Below are 15,694 nucleotides of genomic sequence, written 5' to 3'. Positions count from 1 at the left end.
GAAGCTCATGTTGGCCGAGTTCAGCATTTCGCCGCAGGACGCGCCGATGGTCTTGGGCAGGCCCTGGCCGCCGAAATCGATCGGGTGCTGCAGGCCCTGCCAGCCACCCGAGGCGTACTGCGCGAAGGCTTCCTTGAAGCCGGGGGTGGTCGTCACCGCGCCGTCCTTGAAGGTCGACGGGTTGCAGTCGCCCGCCACGTTGAGCGGTGCCACCACCTCCTGGTTGAAGCGCCCGCACTCCTCCAGCACCGCCTGCGCGGTGTCGAGGCCCGCGTCCTCGAAGCCGGGCAACTTGGCGATCTCTTCGATGCGGGCCAGGTGTTCGATGTCGAACAGCATGTCCTTGATGGGCGCGACGTAGCTCATTTCCGCCCTACTCTCTGCATGACCGCGCCGACGATGCCCTTGCGAAACGAGAGCACGCAGAACACGAAGACACAGCCGATGATCACGGTCACCCAGGCACCGACCTTGTCCGCCAGCAGTGTCTGCATCGACACGACGATCGCAGACCCCAACAATGGGCCGAGGAACGTGCCGACACCGCCAACGAGGTTCATCAGGATGACCTCGCCGGACATCGACCAGTGAACATCGGCCAGCGTGGCGAACCCCATGACCAGCGTCTTCATCGCACCGGCGAGACCCGCGAGCGCGGCCGAGAGCACGAAGGCCAGGAGCTTGAAGCGGTCGACCCGGTATCCGAGGGACACTGCTCGTGGCTCGTTCTCCCGTATCATTTTCAGCACTTCGCCGAACGGTGACGTAACGATGCGGCGCACACCGGCCAAGGCCGCAACGAAGATCGCGAGCACGCAGTAGTACATCGTGGTGTCGGACTCGAGGGACAGCACGCCCAGCAGATTGCCACGCGGAACGTTCTGCAGGCCGTCCTCTCCACCGGTGAAGGGGGCCTGCAGGCAGACGAAGAACACCATCTGCGCCAGGCCCAGGGTGATCATCGCGAAGTAGATCCCTTGCCGGCGTATCGCAACGATGCCGATCAACGCACCGAGGGCGGCACCGGAAGCGGCACCGCCGAGCAGCGCGAGCTCCGGCGTCGCACCCAATGCCTTCACCAGCCATCCAGCGGCATAGGCTGAGAAGCCGAAGAACGCCGCATGTCCGAAGGACAGCAACCCTGTGTAGCCCAACAGCAGATTGAATGCCCAGGCGAACAGGCCGAAGCACATCAGTTTCATCAGGAAGACCGGGTACACGCCCAGGAAGGGCGCGAGGATTGCGGCGAACAGCAACGCGCCATAAGCAACCCGCTCCATCTGGCGAGCCCCTGACTTCTTGTCACTGATTGCACTCAGCGCGGGGCCAAGTGGCGGACTAACGAGATCTTGCGCAGCCATGTCAGACTTTCCTTCCAAAGAGGCCTGCGGGCCGAACCAGCAGCACGAGGACCATCACGACGAACACGACGATGTTCGAGGCTTCGGGGTACACCACCCGAGTGAGCCCTTCGATCAGCCCAAGACCGATGCCAGTGGCGACCGACCCCAGGATGGACCCCATGCCCCCAATCACGACGACGGCGAAGACTACGATGATCAGATTCGATCCCATCAGGGGCGTGACTTGCACCACCGGCGCCGCCAGCACGCCAGCGAACGCGGCCAGCGCAGCGCCGGCGCCATAGCTGAGCATCACCAGCACAGGGACGTTCACGCCGAAGGCCTGAACCAGTTTCCGGTTCTCCGTCGCAGCACGCAGATACGAACCGAGCCGTGTGCGCTCGATGAGCAGCCACGTCGCCAGACAGACGAACAGCGAGGCGACGACGACGAACGCCCGGTAGTTCGGCAGCACCATGAAGCCCAGGTTCGTCGCCCCGGCCAGAAGTTCAGGTACGGGGTACGACTGGCCCGAAACGCCGTAGAACTCGCGGAAAAGCCCTTCGAAGATCAACGCCAGTCCGAAGGTCAGCAGAAGCCCGTACAGCGGATCGAGCCCGTACAGGCGCTTGAGCAGCCCGCGCTCAATCGCCATGCCGAGCAGCCCCACCACGAGGGGCGACAGAAACAGCGCAAACCAGAAGCCGATGCCGAAGCTGTCGAGCATGATCCATGCGACGAAGGCGCCGAGCATGTAGAGCGCACCGTGCGCGAAGTTCACCACGTCGAGCAGGCCGAAGATCACTGCCAAGCCTAGGCTCAGGATGGCATAGAACGATCCGTTGACCAGGCCGAGCATCAACTGCCCAAGGATCGCCTGGTGTGGAATTCCGAATATTTCCATGTCTCTCTTTCTTATGTGAAGCGCGTGCCGCCGCTAAACGCCCAGATAGGCCTGGAGCATCGAACGATTGGCATTGAGCTCGCTGCGGGCAAACTGGTGCAGCACCTTGCCGTGCTCCATCACGTAGAAGCGATCGGCCAGAGGCGCCGCGAAGTGGAAGTTCTGCTCCACCAGCAGGATGGTGAAGCCCTTCGCCTTGAGCGCCCGGATGCACTCGGCGAGCTTCTGAACGATTACCGGCGCCAGGCCTTCGGATATCTCATCGAGCAGCAGCAAACGCGCCCCGGTGCGCAGGATCCGCGCGAGCGCGAGCATCTGCTGCTCGCCGCCCGACAATCGCGTGCCCGGGCTGCCCGCGCGCTCCTTGAGGTTCGGAAAGATTTCATAGATCTCCGATAGCGATATCCCGCCTTGCGCGATGCGCGGTGGCAGAAGCAGGTTTTCTTCGGCGCTGAGACTCGCGAAGATGCCTCGCTCCTCGGGGCAGTAGCCCACGCCGAGTCGGGCCACATGATGAGACGCGAGCTTCGAAACCTCGCGACCCTTGATCCGGATCGAGCCGGTACGCCGGCCAGTCATCCCGACGATGGCGCGAAGGGTCGAGGTCCGTCCTGCACCGTTGCGCCCCAGCAGCGAAACGACTTCGCCCTCATCGACCTGCAGGTTCACGCCATGCAGGACGTGCGACTCGCCGTACCAGGCATGCAGGTCGCTGATGCTCAGGAAGGTGGTGGCGCTCATGCGTGCGCTCCCTGGAGCTCTTCCGCTTGCGTGCCCATGTACGCCTCGATCACGCAGGGCTCCCTGGACACGGTTTCATAGGGGCCATCGGCGATGAGCGCTCCGCGCTGCAGCACGGTGATGCGATCGGCGATGGTCGACACGACGTTCATGTTGTGCTCCACCATCAGCACCGTCCGCCCCACCGACACGCGCTTGATCAACTGCGTGACGCGATGGACGTCCTCGTGTCCCATGCCCTGCGTCGGCTCGTCGAGCAGCATCAGCTGCGGCTCGAGCGCGATGGTGGTGGCGAGCTCCAATGCACGCTTCCGCCCGTACGACAGGTTAGCCGCCAGTTCATCCGCGCACCCAGCCAGGTCGACCTCCTCGAGCAGCCCGTGCGCCCGTGCATGGAGCGGGTAGAGCGTGCGACCGGAGTTCCAGAAGCGGAACGACGGCGTAGCACGCCGCTGAAGCGCAGCACGCACGTTCTCCAGTGCAGTCAGATGTGGAAAGACGGCGGAGATCTGGAACGACCGCACCATGCCGCGACAGGCCGTCTCCGCGGGATTCTCCCGGGTGATATCGACGCCATTGAACGTGATGGTGCCGGAACTGGGCTGGATGAACTTCGTCAGCAGATTAAAGAAAGTGGTCTTCCCCGCGCCGTTGGGTCCGATCAAGGCATGAATGTCGCCTTTGCGAACCTTCAGATCTACCTTGTTGACCGCAACGAAACCCATGAAGAGCTTCGTGAGGGCGTTTGTCTCTAATATTGTTTCGGACACGTTCGACTCCGGTACGCTACCCGAGGGCAGCTTCGACTTTGAAGACGCTCAGGTTTCGAAGACCGACGCGTAGGTCTTTCGCAGCTCCGCCTTCAAGACCTTACCCATCGAATTTCGGGGCAATGCGTCGACGAAGAACAGGCGTTTGGGCACCTTGTATTTCGCGAGGACCGCCGAGGCGGCCAGCAACAACAAGGTCTCGGACGGCTGCGCCTGGCCAGGAGTGCGTTCGGCGACGGCGATGACGCCCTCGCCGAAGTCGGGGTGCGGCACGCCGATCACTGCTGCATCCAGGACGCTTGGCGATTCGCACAGGATCTCTTCGACTTCGCGCGGATAGACGTTGTAGCCACCGGAGATGATCAGGTCCTTCGACCGGCCGACAAGCGTGATGCGACCGTCCTCCGAGAGCCGCGCCAGATCGCCCGTTTTGAAGTAGCCATCCGGGTGAAACTCCTTGCGGGTCTGCTCCGGCATCTGCCAGTAACCCTTGAAGACGTTCGGGCCCCTGATCTCGAGTTCGCCCGCCCCGTCGGTGCTGTCGGCAGAGGGCGCAACGCGCACCTCTACACCCGGTAGTGGGTACCCGACGGTTCCCGCCAGCCGCGCCCCATGCAGTGGATTCGAAGACACGATCGTGGTCTCGGTGAGCCCGTAGCGTTCGAGAATCGCAAGTCCAGTCCGCTCTTCGAACGCACCGAACAACTCCGAGGAAAGGGGCGCCGAGCCGGAAGTGAACAGACGCATGTGGCTGCAAAGCGCCCGATCGAAACGCGGGTCGGCCATGAGTCGCGTGTAGAACGTCGGCACCCCCATAAATACAGACGCGGACGGCAATGCCTTCACGACGTCGTCCGCGGTGAACTTGGGGAGCAGGATGATCCTGGCGCCGGCATGCAGCGCCGTGCCCGCCGCGATGAACAGGCCGTGCGCATGGAACATGGGCAGTGCGTGAAGCAGGACGTCGGCGGAAGTGATTTCCCAGATGTCGCACAAAGACCGCGTGACGAAGGCCAGGTTGGCATGCGTGAGCATTGCCCCCTTGGAGCGCCCCGTGGTGCCGGAGGTGTAGAGGATTGCAGCCACGTCCTCCGGGTCGACCGAGGCGATCTCGTTGAACGGCGTCGCCGTCCGAGAGCGATCGGTGAGCGCACCGGTCCCGTCCGCCTCGAGAGTGATCGACGTCCGGCAGTGTTCGTTCGCCAGGGGAAGAATCGCCTCGAGTGCGCGGCTACTGCCCACCAGAAGGCTGGGACGGGCGTCCTCGATGAAGCGGGCGACTTCCACCGGCGTGTAGTCGGTGTTCAGCGGCAGGTAGATCGCGCCAATCCGCAGCACCGACAGGTAGAGCGCCAGCGCCTGAGTGCTCTTGCCGACCTGCGCGACCACACGGTCGCCTCGCGCAATGCCCATTTCCCGCAGAAGTCCGGCAATCCTGGCTGTCTGATCGTCAAGTTCGCGGTAGGTCCAGGTGGCGCGCCCTTGCTCCATGATCGCGACCGATGCGTCGGCCTTGGGCGTGCGATCGCCAAGGAGAAGCGCGAACAGGTTGTGTTGCATCGTGCGGTTCCTCTTCAAGGCACGAGGACGGTCGGGCCGGTCAGGCGTCGCGCTTCAAGATCCCGGTGCGCCTGGGCGACGTCGGCCAGACGGATCTGCCTGGGGTCCGGGATCTTGACGATGTTCTGCTGCAGCGCCTGGAAGAACCCGTCGGCAAGCTGCTGACGAGTCTTGGGGTCCGCGTTGAAGGTCGCGAGGGTGGGCTTGGCCAGGAAGACCGATCCCTTTTGCGCCAGCAGGCCGATGTCAAATGGCGGCACCGGTCCGCTCGCCTGCCCGTAGTTCACTATCATCCCCAGCGGCCGGACGCAATCGAGCGATTGGAAGAAGGTGTCCTTGCCGACCGAGTCGTAGGCCACGTCGACGCCGCGCCCACTCGTGAACTGCCGGGCCTGATCGGACCATCCCTCCGACGAAAGCACCACGACGTGATCGCTCCCGGCGCTCTTGGCGACCGCGACGTCGTCATCCGAAGGAACCGCCGCAATAACGGTCGCGCCGAGGTGCTTGGCCCACTGGATCATCAACTGGCCCACGCCCCCCGATGCGCCATGGACCAGCAACGTGGAACCGCGCGCTACAGGGTAGATGCGCGTGAGCAGGTATTGCGCCGTGATGCCGCGCACCAGCCCTGCCGCGACCTGCGTGTCCTGCACGTGCGCCGGCATCTTCACGAGCTGCGAGGCCTTGATGACACGCACCTCCGAGTAGGCGCCAATCGACATCAGGTAGCCGACGCGATCGCCCGGCGCGAAACCCTGCACGTCGGCGCCCACCTCCTCCACCACGCCGGTCGCCTCGATGCCGAGCACGGCCGGTCGGTCAATGGCGTACTGGCCCGAGGTCGCCGTGCGGTGGTACACGTCGATGAGGTTGATGCCCATCGCCGTGTGACGAACACGCACCTCGTCTGCTTTAGGGTGCGCCACTTCGGCGTCTTCGTACTTCAGAACTTCCGGCCCACCTGGCTCATACACACGAACGACTTTGACCATATCAAGCTTCCTTTCCAACACGACCAGATACCAATTCGAAGATGGCGCTGAAATCCTTCTTCGCCAAACCGTTTGCTACGCCCATCTGGTACAGGGCGGCAGAGCACGCCGCCAGAGGCGTCGATGCGCCCAGGTCGTCCGCCGCCTCCTGCGAGAGACGCATGTCCTTAAGCATCATGGGCATTGAAAACTTTGACTCGTAGCCGCTGTTCGCCGGCGATGTCGGCACGGGCCCGGGCACGGGGCAGTAATTGACCAGCGCCCAGCAGCTGCCCGACCCCTGCGACACGACATCGAAGACCGACTGGTAGTTCAGCCCGAACTTCTCGCCGAGGGCAAACACTTCGCTGATGGCGACCATGCTCATCCCGGTCATCATGTTGTTGCAAATCTTCATGGCGTGACCGGCGCCGCCGCCCCCCACGTGGAAGATGGCTTTTCCCATGCCGAGCAGCGTCGGGCGCACTTGCTCGAAGGCCTGGCTTTCGCCACCGACCATGAAAGTGAGCGCAGCGCGCTCCGCAAAAGGGACCGCACCCGTCACGGGCGCATCGACGAAGGAATGACCGCGCGCCGTGGCAGCGGCGTGGATGGCCCGCGAAGTGGCCACGTCGATGGTCGAGCAATCGATGAGCAGCGTGCCGGTCGCAACCGAATCGAAAAGGCCACCCGCTTCGACGTACAGAGAACGGACGTGCTTGCCGGTCGGCACCATGGAAATCACGACCTCGGCGCCCTCCAAGGCATGCGGCAAAGCGTCCGACGTGTGGAGTCCGAGCTTCTCCGCGGCTTCTCTGCTGGACGGCGCGACGTCGAAGCCTCGCACGTTGTGGCCAGCCCGCGCGAGAGCGTGGGCCATGGGGCGGCCCATGCTCCCGAGCCCAATGAAAGTGATGGTCGACATGTCGATCTCCAGAACAGCGTTGACGCGGGTTACTTCTTCAGAAGGGGGCAGCTGCTTTCCGCGAGCGGCCGGGTCGCCTGCTCGCCCGGGATCGTGCGAAGCACCTTGTAGTAGTCCCACGGGTACTTCGATTCCGCTGGCGTCTTCACCTGGATGAGGTACATGTCGTGTTCCATGCGGCCGTCGGCACGGACCTTGCCGTTCGTCGCGAACGCGTCGTTGACCGGAAGCTCCCGCATCTTCTGGGCGACCGCCTTTCCGTCGTCGGTGCCTGCCGCCTTGACCGCCTTCAGGTAATGCAGGACGGAGGAATAGACCCCCGCCTGGATCATTCCGGGCTTGCGGCCCGTGCGCTTTTCGAAGCGCTCGGAGAAGGCGCGACTCGCCGGGTCCCGGTCCCAATAGAAGGCCGTGGTCGCCAGCAAACCCTGTGCGCGCGCGAGTCCGAGCGCATGGATGTCGCTGATGACGACCGCCAGCCCCACCAGGCGCTGACCGCCCTGCGGCAGCCCGAACTCAGAGGCCTGCTTGATCGAATTGATCGTGTCGGCACCACCGTTGGCCAGACCGATGATCTTTGCCTTCGAAGCTTGCGCTTGGAGCAGGAACGACGAGAAATCGGACGCGCTGAGTGGGTGTTTCACCTGGCCCATGATCCGCCCGCCGCTCTCGGTCACGGTCTTCGTCAGGTCCAGGGACATCTGGTGCCCAAATTGGTAGTCGGCCGCCAGGATGAACCAGTCCTTCCCTCCGTCCTGAAGGACGGCGCGAGCCGTTCCAACCGCAGCGGAATAGGTGTCCCAGGTCCAGTGGAAGCCCGTCGGGCTGCAGTCCTCGTTGCTCAGACGGCCCGTCCCCGGTCCCGAAGCCAGCGTGATGCGCCCCTTGTCTTTCGCGATGTTCTGCACCCCGATGGCGATGGCGGAGTTCGTGAGGTCGGCGATGACATCGACGTTGTCGACGTCGAACCACTTGCGCGCCAGGCTCATCCCGATGTCGGGCTTGTTCTGGTGGTCTGCGGAGATGATCTCGATCTTCTTTCCAAGCACCGTCCCGCCCACGTCCTCGACAGCCAGACGCGCGGCTTCCACCGAGGTCTTGCCGCCGAAGTCGGAGTACAGGCCGGACTGGTCGTTCAGGACACCGATCTTGATGGCATCCGGCCCGGCCCATGCCAGGGATGAGGTAGCAAGGCACACCAGGTGCGCGAGAGTTTTGAGTTTCACGTTTTGTCTCCTTCGTTGTGGTTGATGGATCTCAGCTCAGGTTGATCAGGACTGTCTTCTTGTGGGTGAAATGGTCCAACATGGCCTCGATCGAAGCCTCTTTGCCGAGGCCCGAATGCTTGATGCCGCCATACGACACGCCCGCCCGCGCGACCATGTTCTGGTTGACCTGAACGAAGCCGGCCTTGAGGCGCTGAGTTGCATCCATCGCCGCCTTCAGGTCCCGCGTCCACATCGTCGCGGCGAGGCCGAACTCGGTGTCATTGGCCATCGCAATGGCTTCGTCCAGGGTGTCGAAAGGGATCACGCAGGTGACCGGTCCGAAGATCTCCTCCTGCGCGAGGCGGTGGTCGTTGGAAATGCCCGTGAACACGACCGGCTGCAGAAACAAGCCGTCCGCAAACTTCGGATCGGGGGGCTTGGCGCACAGGACATGCGCCGTTGCACCGGGCACTGCACGGCCCAGCTCCACATAGCGCGTGACGCGTTCGACCTGGGCCCGCGAAACGATGGTGCCAATGTCAGTCGCTTCATCCAGCGGATCGCCCATCACGAGCTGATTGACCTTGCTCTTCAAGCGTTCGACGAACTCGTCATGGATCGACGCATGGACCAGCATGCGCGAAGCGGCCGTGCAACTCTGGCCCTGGCGCGTGAAGCGCATCCCGGCGACCGCGCCGTTGACCGCCTTCTCCAGATCGGCATCGGCCATCACGATCATCGGGCTCTTGCCGCCGAGCTCGAGCGTGACGGGGATAAGCTTCTCGGCCGCCGCATGCGCGATGATTCGCCCGGTGTCGACCGAGCCGGTGAAGGTGAGCTTTCCGACCTTCGGGTGTTCACACAGCGGCCCGCCGCAGGTCGGGCCGTCACCGCTGAGGATGTTGAGCACACCCTTCGGCAATACCTGATTGAGCAACTGGACGACACGCAAAGAGGCGAATGGCGCTTCTTCCGCCGACTTGACGACCACGGCGTTGCCGGCGGCAAGTGCAGGCGCGATCTTGAACGCCATGAGCAGCAGCGGCACATTCCAGGGAATGATCGCGCCGACGACGCCGATGGGCTCCCGCTGCGTGAAGACCAGCATCGTCGGGTCGAAGGGCACGGTTTCTCCTTTGAGCTCGCTGGCGAGACCGCCGTAGTAGCGCAGGCAGTCGGCCACCAGCGGCGGCTCCAGACGTGACTCAGTCCTTAGAGCCTTGCCGGACTCGAGGGCGAGCAAACGCGCAATCTCTTCCGCGTGTCGGTCCAGCAGGGCGGCGCCGGCAATCAGCAGCTCTCCGCGCTTCCGCGGCGCCATCTGCGCCCACGCGATTTGGCTCGTCGCCGCGGCCTGCACGGCGCGATCCACGTCGGCGGCATCACCCGCGGCGGCTTCCGCGAACGCCTCGCCGGTCGCGGGATTCACAACGCTGAAGGTCATGGATGAGGCAGCGCGCACGAGTTCGCCGTCGATCAAGTGCACCCCGCTCAGTTCTTTGGCGAGCGCGCGAGGCTCGAGGTTGGGGATGGTCGGTGTGTTCATTCGTTGATTGCTCCTAGGATTTGCGTTGGCTCCAAGCCTTCAGGGCGTCCGCGAACTCGGCGGATTCCAGGCTCTGGCGGAAGGCGAGGTCACCACTTGGTCCGTCCAATGCTTGATGCGCCGCCAGGTTGAGTGAACGCTTCGTGTGTTCTCCCGCGATGTGCGGCAGCTGGACGAGCCGCTCAACCAGACGTTCGACTTCAGCGACAAGATCGGCCGGCTCCAAGACGAGCCGGTCGAGGAACCCAGCCTTTTCGAGTTCCCCGGCGTCCATCTCCTCACCGGCGAGGAAGAGCCGTTTGGACACGCCCAGCCCGAGGCGAGTCACGTACCGTCGCAGGCCGGAGGGGTAGAAGCAGATGCCGAGCTGTGCCGCGGGCATGCGCAGCTTGCAGGCCATGGTGCCAATGCGGAAGTCGCAGGCCAGCGCGAGGTCGGTGGCGCCGCCGTAGACGCCGCCGTTGAGCGCGCACACGGTCGGTAGCGGGAACGCCTCCAGTTCGTCGCACAGTTTCTGGAGGATGACTTCGGCCCGTGGGCTGTCGCCGTCCGAGCCGGCCTCGCGGAGGGACGAGGACAGGTCGAAGCCAGAAGAAAAGCTGCGGCCAGTTGCCTGGAGGACCACCGCGCGGACGCTGCCATCCCGACGCAGCGCGTTCAAGAAATCGCGAAGCGCTTCCATGTCCGATGGCTGAAGGCGGTTGTGCCGGTGGGGGCGCCGAAGCGTGAGATACGCCGCACCTCCCTTACGATCAAGCGATGGACCACCATCCAGATCTGAAACGCTTTGAATGGGATCTGATATATCTGCCGACATGATCTGAATGTTAGGCATACTGATTGATATGAACTCAGAGGGTAATCCCTAGCTGAAGGAGAAGATGTGAAATCGACGAACCGGTCGGCCAGGCCGGCCAACATGACCGAGCACGTGCGTGAAGCAATTGCTTCGGACATTCACGAAGGGCGGCTCTTGCCGGGCGACGCGCTGGACGAGGGTGCTATTGCGGAACGCTTCGAGGTGTCGAGAACGCCCGTCCGCGAGGCGCTCCTACAGCTGTCCGCGCACGGCCTTGTGAAAATCGTCCCGCGTTCCGGCATCTACGTCGCCCGGCTCTCGCTACCGGAGTTGTTCGCGATGTACGAGCTTCTGGCCGAACTCGAAAGCGCCTGTGCGAAGCTCGCGGCGCGACGGATGACCGCAGTCGAGTTGGCCGACCTTCGCGCAGCACACAATGCGGCCGCGAAGTGCCGCGACGACAAGGATCCGGAGGCGTATTCGCTTGCCAACACGCGCTTTCACCAGGTCATTTACGACGGCTGCCACAACCCTTTCCTCAAGGCGCAGATCGAACTGATCCGGAAGCGAACGCAGGTCTACAGGCAGAACCTTTTCGCCCGAACGGCGCGCATCGTGGTTTCCCATGAGGACCATGGCCGAGTGGTCGATGCCATCGAGGCAGGCGACGCCGAGGCTGCGGCAAAACACATGCTCGAGCACATCGGAGTCGGCGGACGCGACTTCGCGGAATTCCTGGCTGCGTCGCCCCCGGAGTTCTTCGAGACGTCGACCTACGGCGGCAACCAGGCCGCACAGAGAGCCGGCAAAGCCACACAGACCTGACCACTGTTGCACGAAGGAAATCATGCGAAGCTTTGCCGTGAGAACTTATGACATCGACGCGCCGCTGGAGTGCCTCGACGTGCCCATTCCACAGCCCAAGCCGGGCGAGGTGCGCATCCGCATCGAGGCAACCGCGCTGGGCTTCGTGGATGGTCTGATGGTCCAGGGCCGCTACCAGATCAAGCCGCCCCTCCCCTATGTGCCCGGCGGAGAGATCGCGGGCATCGTCGATGCCGTCGGCGACGGCGTCGCATGCGTGCGCGTCGGCGAGCGCGTGGTGACCTGGCAGCTCGGCGGCGGACTGGCCGACTACGTTGTCGTCCCTGCGGTCGACGTCGATGTGCTCGACGAAGGCATCTCGGCGGTCACCGCGGCTTCGATGCTGGTCGACTACCAGACCGCGCACCACGGGTTGTTCGACCGCGGCCACGTCGGAAGCACCGACGCCGTTTTGGTCCTCGGCGCCGCTGGAGGCGTCGGTGCGGCAGCGGTTCAAATGGCCGCCCGTACTGGCGCGACGGTGATTGCGGCTGCATCGACTGCGGAGAAGCGCGAGTTCGCCCAAGCGCTTGGCGCACGGCACACGATCGACTACCTCGCCGCGGACTGGCGTGCCCAACTCAGGGCAAAGGCGCCGGAGCAGTTTGTGGACGTCGTCTTCGATACTGTCGGCGGCGACATGCTGGAACCAGCCTTCCGCTCGCTGGGCAAAACCGGCAGGTACTTGGTCGTCGGCTTTGCGGCGGGACGCGTCCCCTCCCTGCCGGTGAACCTCGCGCTGCTCAAGAGCGCCGCGCTGTTGGGAGTCGAGATCCGTCACTTCCTCCACACCGAGCCCGCGCGCGCCAAGCGCGTGCGATCGGCCCTGTTCAGCCAGGTGCGCACCGGCGCGCTGCTGCCGCCCAGGACCACACGTTTCCCGCTCGAACAGGCCGCGGCAGCCGTGAAGGCCACGGCAAGCCGCACACGAGCAGGAAAGGTGGTGGTGGAAGTCAGCAACTGAAGCAAAAGGCATCTAACCATCGCCGTCGCGTATGAGAGCGCCCTTCGGAAGCTCGGCGAACCCACCCGAATATCAATGCAACACTGGCCAGCACTTTCCAGCTGTTGCGTTGCTCCGCACAGGCAAGGTCGGATGCTCATATCGACCGACGAAGGGGCTCGGTCGATTCAGATACCAGCCAGACTCCTCAACGCTGGAAGTTCTGATTGAGCAGTCACATCATCAAAAGGATCAGCCAATGCATACCTTACTGGTAGTAGCGAATCCGAGCAAAGAATCGCTGACCCATAGCTTAGCGAATTACATCAGCAGCACGCTGTCCAATTCTGGATCGCATCACACAATTGATTTTTTGGATCTCTACGCGGAAGAATTCAACCCAGTTTTCTCCAAGCAAGATGTCGCCTCCTACCGTGAGAAGGCCAAGTTACCCGCTGACGTCGTCGCCCAGCAGAAGCGTATCGAAGCGGCTGAGACTCTGGTTCTTGTATTTCCGCTGTATTGGTGGGGCATGCCCGCCATGCTCAAGGGCTGGGTTGATCGCGTCTTCACCAATGGCTGGGCGTTCGATTGGACGCCGGAGGGAGGGACGCGCAGAAAGCTCAAGGGATTGAAAGTCCATGTGCTTTGCATGGGCGGTTCTGAACCTTCGACCTTCTCGCGGCGTGGCTACGAAGCCTCCATCAAGAAAAACATCTCGGAGGGCTTATTCGAGTATGTAGGGGCGTCGGTGGAATCGTTCCACGTCATGGGGGGTTCAGAGTCTCCAGAACACCACGCGGAGATCAGGAGCACGGCTGAAGCGCTATCGCGCTCCATTGCAAGAGCGCTGTGAACCAGCACTCGCCGCGTCGGCTCATGCTGCAGCTGATGTTCTGGCCGTCCAACCATTGCTCGAACTCATCGCCGGTGTATTGGCTGCCCTGATCTGAGGGATGCATCAGCGCAGCGGGTTGGCCTCGGCGCCACACGGCCATCAGCGGGGCATCGCTCACCATCCTGGCCCGCATGGTGTCGCTCTTCGATCAGCCCACGATGCGCCTCGAATAAAAGTCCCTCACCGCTGCGGCGTGCAGCCAACCTTCAGCCGCCCAGATGTGTGTGAATTCTGCAACCTGTAGATGCCATGCAAGCGGTAGTGACGCACCCGGGTACGGATCTTCTCTTCGGGCACAAACCACCGCCGAGCCAACAGCTTCGCGCCGCCTTTGCCTGCCAACTAGCTCTGGACGACTTCCAGCTTGACTTCCGTCTTGTTCTTCCTCATGAAACCGCTGATCTCTATCCAACTTCTGGATGTTTGGACCGACACCTTCTGCTTGCGTCGGGCAAACCCTTAAATGTCATTCATCGGACAGATCAGTTGTCCATGGCTTCCTAACGTGCACTTGCGCACTAACTGTCAGTGCGCCCTACAAGGAGACAACCATGCAATTACGAAATTCCGAATCTTTGCATCGTAGAGCAGTTGGTGCTGGGATCACAATATGTTTAGCTGCTTTATCTGGCTGCGGTGGCGGTGGCGGCGATGATCCCGCCCCTCCAGCGCCTGTGGCGAGTGCGGAGAATCGTTGTTCCGCTCTCGTGGGTCAGTCCATCGAAGGGGCCGTCGTGACACGTGCCCAACTGATTCCCGCGACTGCAGATGTGCCAGAGCGTTGCAGCGTCCTTGGCGAGATGCCTCAGGATCTTCGTTTCGAGGTTAACCTACCTTCAAACTGGAACAGTCGGACAGTGTTCTTGGGAGGCGGCGGTTTTGACGGCTCTTACTACGATCCCACGAGACCCAACGGCTCCAATAGCCCCAAGATCATTGAGCGTGGATACGCAACCATCGCTACTAACCACGGACATACGGGAGGCGGCGCAACTTTCGCACTCGACACGCAGATGTTGAACGAGTACGGCTACCTTGCGGTCCCCCGCGTGTATCCGGCGGCGAGAAAGATCGTGGCGCGCTACTTCGGCGAGCAACAGACTGTAGGCACGAAAATCATCTACGAGGGCTGCTCAGGGGGCGGCCGCCAAGCTTTGATCGAGGCTCAGAGATACCCAGAGCTCTTCGACGGCATCATCTCGCGGGCACCGGCTAATTCATTCCTAGGCCAGTTCACGTGGCACCTTAAGACCACCCAGCAGGTTAGCAAACCGGGTGCAGCGGTGAGCGCCGAGAAGCTGGCAACTGTTGCCAATGCGGTCTACGAACGATGCGATGCACTTGACGGAGTAAAGGACCGAATCGTCTCCCGGCCCGACCTTTGCAAGTTTGAGCCTGCGGAACTAAAGTGCACCGGAGCCGAAAACGCCTCGTGCTTGACGGACCCTCAAATTGAATCGGTTCGGAGCTTTTACGCTCCCACTACCGGCCGATATCCCTGGGCACCGATGCCATTCGGTGGTGAGGACCAGCAGGGAACACCCTCGTACGTTTTCGGTGGACCCGTAAACAAAGCGTTGGCAGATGGCTTTTGGAGGTACTTCGTTGCCCAGAATCCAACAGTCGATCTGCTCACCGTTGATCCGACACAGTTCTCCTCTCGCCTTGCCCAGCTTGAAGGGATTATCGACGCAACTAATCCTGACCTCTCTCGATTCCGTGCCCGTGGCGGGAAGCTGGTCCTTTGGCACGGTTTGACGGATAGCTTGATCACAGCTAACAACACGACCGAGTACTACAACAAGGTGGTCAACCAAGCAGGCGGTCAAGCGGCGGCAGACCAGTTCTTGGAGTACTTCACCGCGCCCGGAGTGAACCATTGCTTCGGCGGAACAGGCGCAGATCAGGTGGACTTGATTGCCCCAGTCTTCGATTGGATTGAAAAAGGAGTTCGGCCGTCTTCTATCGGGATGGTCGCGACTCAGACCACGCCGCTCGCAGGAGAATCTCCAGTGCAGCGGCCATTGTGTAAGTACCCTCAGTTTGCCAAGTACAACGGCGCAGGAAATCCTAATCTGAGTTCCAGTTTCACTTGTACATCTCCCTAGATGCGCGAGTCAACCGATCCTGTCAGCGCAGATCCATTCGGACTCACTTGTAAAGGTTGTGTCCCTATAGATTAGACCCGGGTGTTCATCCTACCCTGCTGCTTTTTCAAG

The 15,694-nt window shown here is 62.4% G+C and carries 14 protein-coding genes and 2 pseudogenes; 4 read left to right on the top strand and 12 right to left on the bottom strand.

Annotated elements, in window-relative coordinates; genetic code table 11:
- From ACSFBE_RS14385 to ACSFBE_RS14335, 11 genes and pseudogenes are all read right to left on the bottom strand, one after another.
- A pseudogene (locus tag ACSFBE_RS14385) lies at window positions 1-366 on the bottom strand (acyl-CoA dehydrogenase N-terminal domain-containing protein); the annotation flags it as partial.
- Complete coding sequence (locus tag ACSFBE_RS14380; protein WP_435491078.1) at window positions 363-1,280, bottom strand: branched-chain amino acid ABC transporter permease; 918 nt, start codon at window positions 1,278-1,280, stop codon at window positions 363-365. The pseudogene ACSFBE_RS14385 and the gene ACSFBE_RS14380, both read right to left, overlap by 4 nt.
- Before the next feature lie 82 nt (window positions 1,281-1,362).
- Window positions 1,363-2,247, bottom strand: a complete 885-nt coding sequence (locus ACSFBE_RS14375) for a branched-chain amino acid ABC transporter permease (RefSeq protein ID WP_435491061.1) — start codon at window positions 2,245-2,247, stop codon at window positions 1,363-1,365.
- A gap of 33 nt (window positions 2,248-2,280) precedes the next feature.
- Window positions 2,281-2,988: an ABC transporter ATP-binding protein gene (locus tag ACSFBE_RS14370; protein WP_435491060.1), complete on the bottom strand. Its 708-nt coding sequence runs from the start codon at window positions 2,986-2,988 to the stop codon at window positions 2,281-2,283.
- A complete protein-coding gene (locus ACSFBE_RS14365) occupies window positions 2,985-3,713 on the bottom strand; it encodes an ABC transporter ATP-binding protein (RefSeq protein WP_435491059.1) in 729 nt (242 codons plus the stop codon). Before ACSFBE_RS14365 ends, ACSFBE_RS14370 begins: the two co-directional genes overlap by 4 nt.
- 93 nt (window positions 3,714-3,806) lie before the next feature.
- Window positions 3,807-5,318, bottom strand: a complete 1,512-nt coding sequence (locus ACSFBE_RS14360; protein ID WP_435491058.1) for an AMP-binding protein — start codon at window positions 5,316-5,318, stop codon at window positions 3,807-3,809.
- A gap of 14 nt (window positions 5,319-5,332) precedes the next feature.
- On the bottom strand, window positions 5,333-6,313 hold the full coding sequence (locus ACSFBE_RS14355) for a quinone oxidoreductase family protein (RefSeq protein ID WP_435491057.1): 981 nt from the start codon (window positions 6,311-6,313) through the stop codon (window positions 5,333-5,335).
- Window position 6,314: 1 nt separating this feature from the next.
- Window positions 6,315-7,337 (bottom strand): 3-hydroxyisobutyrate dehydrogenase, encoded by a 1,023-nt coding sequence (gene mmsB / locus ACSFBE_RS14350; protein ID WP_435491056.1) that lies wholly within the window; start codon window positions 7,335-7,337, stop codon window positions 6,315-6,317.
- Window positions 7,247-8,443, bottom strand: coding sequence for an ABC transporter substrate-binding protein (locus ACSFBE_RS14345; protein WP_435491055.1), 1,197 nt, complete (start codon window positions 8,441-8,443; stop codon window positions 7,247-7,249). Before ACSFBE_RS14345 ends, mmsB begins: the two co-directional genes overlap by 91 nt.
- Window positions 8,444-8,474: 31 nt before the next feature.
- Window positions 8,475-9,971 (bottom strand): aldehyde dehydrogenase family protein, encoded by a 1,497-nt coding sequence (locus tag ACSFBE_RS14340; RefSeq protein WP_435491054.1) that lies wholly within the window; start codon window positions 9,969-9,971, stop codon window positions 8,475-8,477.
- A gap of 13 nt (window positions 9,972-9,984) precedes the next feature.
- Window positions 9,985-10,788 (bottom strand): enoyl-CoA hydratase/isomerase family protein, encoded by an 804-nt coding sequence (locus tag ACSFBE_RS14335; protein ID WP_435491077.1) that lies wholly within the window; start codon window positions 10,786-10,788, stop codon window positions 9,985-9,987.
- A 66-nt stretch (window positions 10,789-10,854) separates the two neighbouring features.
- Between ACSFBE_RS14335 and ACSFBE_RS14330 the strand changes: the two genes are divergently transcribed.
- The 3 genes from ACSFBE_RS14330 to ACSFBE_RS14320 all read left to right on the top strand — a co-directional run bounded on the left by ACSFBE_RS14330 (window position 10,855) and on the right by ACSFBE_RS14320 (window position 13,433).
- On the top strand, window positions 10,855-11,595 hold the full coding sequence (locus tag ACSFBE_RS14330) for a GntR family transcriptional regulator (RefSeq protein ID WP_435491053.1): 741 nt from the start codon (window positions 10,855-10,857) through the stop codon (window positions 11,593-11,595).
- 22 nt (window positions 11,596-11,617) lie between these two features.
- Window positions 11,618-12,598: an NADPH:quinone oxidoreductase family protein gene (locus ACSFBE_RS14325; RefSeq protein WP_435491052.1), complete on the top strand. Its 981-nt coding sequence runs from the start codon at window positions 11,618-11,620 to the stop codon at window positions 12,596-12,598.
- 238 nt (window positions 12,599-12,836) lie between these two features.
- The gene (locus ACSFBE_RS14320) at window positions 12,837-13,433 is read left to right on the top strand and encodes an NAD(P)H-dependent oxidoreductase (RefSeq protein WP_435491051.1); all 597 of its coding nucleotides are present in this window, start codon (window positions 12,837-12,839) and stop codon (window positions 13,431-13,433) included.
- Here the strand turns inward: ACSFBE_RS14320 and ACSFBE_RS14315 are convergent.
- A pseudogene (locus tag ACSFBE_RS14315) lies at window positions 13,417-13,713 on the bottom strand (transposase); the annotation flags it as partial. The gene ACSFBE_RS14320 and the pseudogene ACSFBE_RS14315 overlap by 17 nt on opposite strands.
- Before the next feature lie 496 nt (window positions 13,714-14,209).
- Here ACSFBE_RS14315 and ACSFBE_RS14310 point away from each other — a divergent pair.
- Window positions 14,210-15,583 (top strand): tannase/feruloyl esterase family alpha/beta hydrolase, encoded by a 1,374-nt coding sequence (locus tag ACSFBE_RS14310; RefSeq protein ID WP_435491050.1) that lies wholly within the window; start codon window positions 14,210-14,212, stop codon window positions 15,581-15,583.
- The last annotated feature ends 111 nt before the right edge of the window (window positions 15,584-15,694 follow it).

This window comes from Variovorax sucrosi (assembly GCF_051216635.1).
In the GTDB taxonomy this organism is placed as follows: Bacteria; Pseudomonadota; Gammaproteobacteria; order Burkholderiales; family Burkholderiaceae_C; genus Variovorax.
This window is presented reverse-complemented; position numbering and strand designations above follow the sequence as displayed.

Excerpts from the sequence above, each read along its gene's own strand:
- ACSFBE_RS14380 (WP_435491078.1), bottom strand. The coding sequence starts at position 1,280 with ATGGAGCGGGTTGCTTATGGCGCGTTGCTGTTCGCCGCAATCCTCGCG.
- ACSFBE_RS14375 (WP_435491061.1), bottom strand. The coding sequence starts at position 2,247 with ATGGAAATATTCGGAATTCCACACCAGGCGATCCTTGGGCAGTTGATG.
- ACSFBE_RS14370 (WP_435491060.1), bottom strand. The coding sequence starts at position 2,988 with ATGAGCGCCACCACCTTCCTGAGCATCAGCGACCTGCATGCCTGGTAC.
- ACSFBE_RS14365 (WP_435491059.1), bottom strand. The coding sequence starts at position 3,713 with ATGGGTTTCGTTGCGGTCAACAAGGTAGATCTGAAGGTTCGCAAAGGC.
- ACSFBE_RS14360 (WP_435491058.1), bottom strand. The coding sequence starts at position 5,318 with ATGCAACACAACCTGTTCGCGCTTCTCCTTGGCGATCGCACGCCCAAG.
- ACSFBE_RS14355 (WP_435491057.1), bottom strand. The coding sequence starts at position 6,313 with ATGGTCAAAGTCGTTCGTGTGTATGAGCCAGGTGGGCCGGAAGTTCTG.
- ACSFBE_RS14340 (WP_435491054.1), bottom strand. The coding sequence starts at position 9,971 with ATGAACACACCGACCATCCCCAACCTCGAGCCTCGCGCGCTCGCCAAA.
- ACSFBE_RS14335 (WP_435491077.1), bottom strand. The coding sequence starts at position 10,788 with ATGTCGGCAGATATATCAGATCCCATTCAAAGCGTTTCAGATCTGGAT.
- ACSFBE_RS14325 (WP_435491052.1), top strand. The coding sequence starts at position 11,618 with ATGCGAAGCTTTGCCGTGAGAACTTATGACATCGACGCGCCGCTGGAG.
- ACSFBE_RS14320 (WP_435491051.1), top strand. The coding sequence starts at position 12,837 with ATGCATACCTTACTGGTAGTAGCGAATCCGAGCAAAGAATCGCTGACC.